Source organism: Brevundimonas sp. CURTG3B2_SDJG, from assembly GCF_057364705.1.
Map to the genome: position 1 here is coordinate 1 of NZ_JBNFOJ010000402.1, position 2,098 is coordinate 2,098.

A 2,098-nucleotide genomic window follows, 5' to 3' on the forward strand; every position below is an offset into this window, starting at 1 on the left:
CGGCCGCCGGCGCGGCCGGCGGCGGCCGGCGGTGGTGGGCGCAGGCGGCCAGGATCAGCGCCGACGCGGCGGACGACAGGACGAGACGATTGAGGCGGGCCATGGATTCTCCTGGGATCGGCCGCGAAGCTAGCCTTGGGCGGGCGGCGCGTCAGATTAACTTCCTGTCATGGCCCGCCAGAAGCTGTCGTTCCCGCCGCCGGCCGGAATGCTAGAACGGCATGGCGATTCCGGAGTCTTCGATGTCTGACCTGCCTGTCGATCAGTTGAGCGAAAGCGACGCCCGCGCCGAGCTGGACCGCCTGACCGCCGAGCTGGCCCGCCATGACGCCCTGTATCACCGGCAGGACGCGCCCGAGATCTCGGACGCCGAGTATGACGCCCTCAAGCGGCGCGCGCTGGAGATCGAGGACGCCTTTCCCGACCTTACCTCTCCGACCTCGCCGTCCCAGGTGGTCGGTGCAGCTGGGTCCAGCCAGTTCGCCGAGGTCCGGCATGGCGTGCCCATGCTGTCGCTGGACAACGCCTTCGCCCCGGAAGAGGTGACCGACTTCGAGGCCCGCATCCGTCGCTTCCTGAAGCTGGCGCCCGACGAGCACGTCGCCTTTGTCGCCGAACCCAAGATCGACGGCCTGTCGGCCAGCCTGCGCTACGAGAAGGGCGTCCTGGTTCGCGGCGCCACGCGCGGCGACGGCAAGACCGGCGAGGACGTCACCGCCAACCTACGCACCATCGCCGACATTCCCCAGACCCTCGCCGGTTCGGGCTGGCCCGACGTCATCGAGGTGCGCGGCGAGGTCTACGCCCCCAACGCCGAATTCGACGCCTTCAACGCCGCCGCCGAGGCGGAGGGGTCGCGCACCTACGCCAACCCGCGCAACTTCGCCGCCGGCTCGCTGCGCCAGAAGGATCCGGCGATCACCGCGACGAGGCCCTTGCGCTTCTTCGCCTATGCCTGGGGCGAAACCTCCGCCTCCTTCGCCGACACCCAGGCTCACGCGCTGGACGCCCTCAAGGCCTGGGGGTTCAAGGTCAACCCGCGTTCCCGGCGGGTCGAGGACGCCTCGGGTCTCATCGCGCTCTACGACGGGCTCCAAGCGGATCGCGCGACGCTCGGCTACGACATCGACGGCGTCGTCTACAAGGTCGATCGCCTGGACTGGCAGTCGCGCCTGGGCTTCGTCTCCCGCACCCCGCGCTGGGCCGTCGCGCACAAATTCCCGGCCCAGCAGGCCCAGACGGTGCTGGAAGGCATCGACATCCAGGTCGGCCGCACCGGCTCGCTCACCCCCGTCGCCCGCCTGCATCCGGTCACGGTCGGCGGCGTCGTGGTTCGCAACGCCACCTTGCACAACGAGGACGAGATCGCCCGCAAGGACGTTCGCATCGGCGACACCGTCGTCCTGCAGCGCGCTGGCGATGTGATCCCGCAGATCCTGGGCGTCGTCGCCGATAAGCGCCCCGCCGACGCGATCCCTTATGTCTTCCCCACGCACTGCCCCGTCTGCGGCTCCGAGGCCGTGCGCGAGGGCGACGAGGTCCGTCGCCGCTGCACCGGCGGTCTGATCTGCGACGCCCAGCTGGTCGAACGCCTCAAGCATTTCGTCGGCCGGCGCGCCTTCGACATCGAGGGCCTGGGCGAGAAGCAGCTGATCGCCTTCCATGAGCGCGGCTGGCTGAAGGAGCCCGCCGACATCTTCCGCCTGGCCCGCGACGAGGACCGCCTGGCCGGGCTTCGCGCCGAGGATGGCTACGGCGAGACCAGCGTGAAGAATCTCGTCGCCGGCATCGACGCGCGTCGGACCATCGCCCTGGACCGGCTGATCTTCGCCCTGGGCATCCGCGAGATCGGCGAGCAGACCTCCATCCTCCTGGCCCGCCATTTCGGCGACTGGGCGTCCTTCCAGGCCGCCTGCCTGGACGCCGCGTCGGGCATTCCCTCGGCCGAGTGGACCCAGCTGGCCGAGGGCCACGGCGTTTCGCCGCGCACCCTTTCGGTCATGGCCGCCGCCGCGCTGTCCGACGCCGATCCCTGGCCCGAGGCGCCCCTGGATCAGAAGCTGGCCCTCGCCTTCCCCGGCGTCGCCTCGCCCGCCCG

Annotated in this window: 1 protein-coding gene; it reads left to right on the top strand. The window is 70.5% G+C overall.

What is annotated here, in order from left to right:
* Positions 1–242: 242 nt before the first annotated feature.
* Positions 243–2,098 (top strand): NAD-dependent DNA ligase LigA (ligA, locus tag AC2W7C_RS17130; protein WP_486002452.1); only part of this gene is annotated, 1,856 nt, incomplete at its 3' end.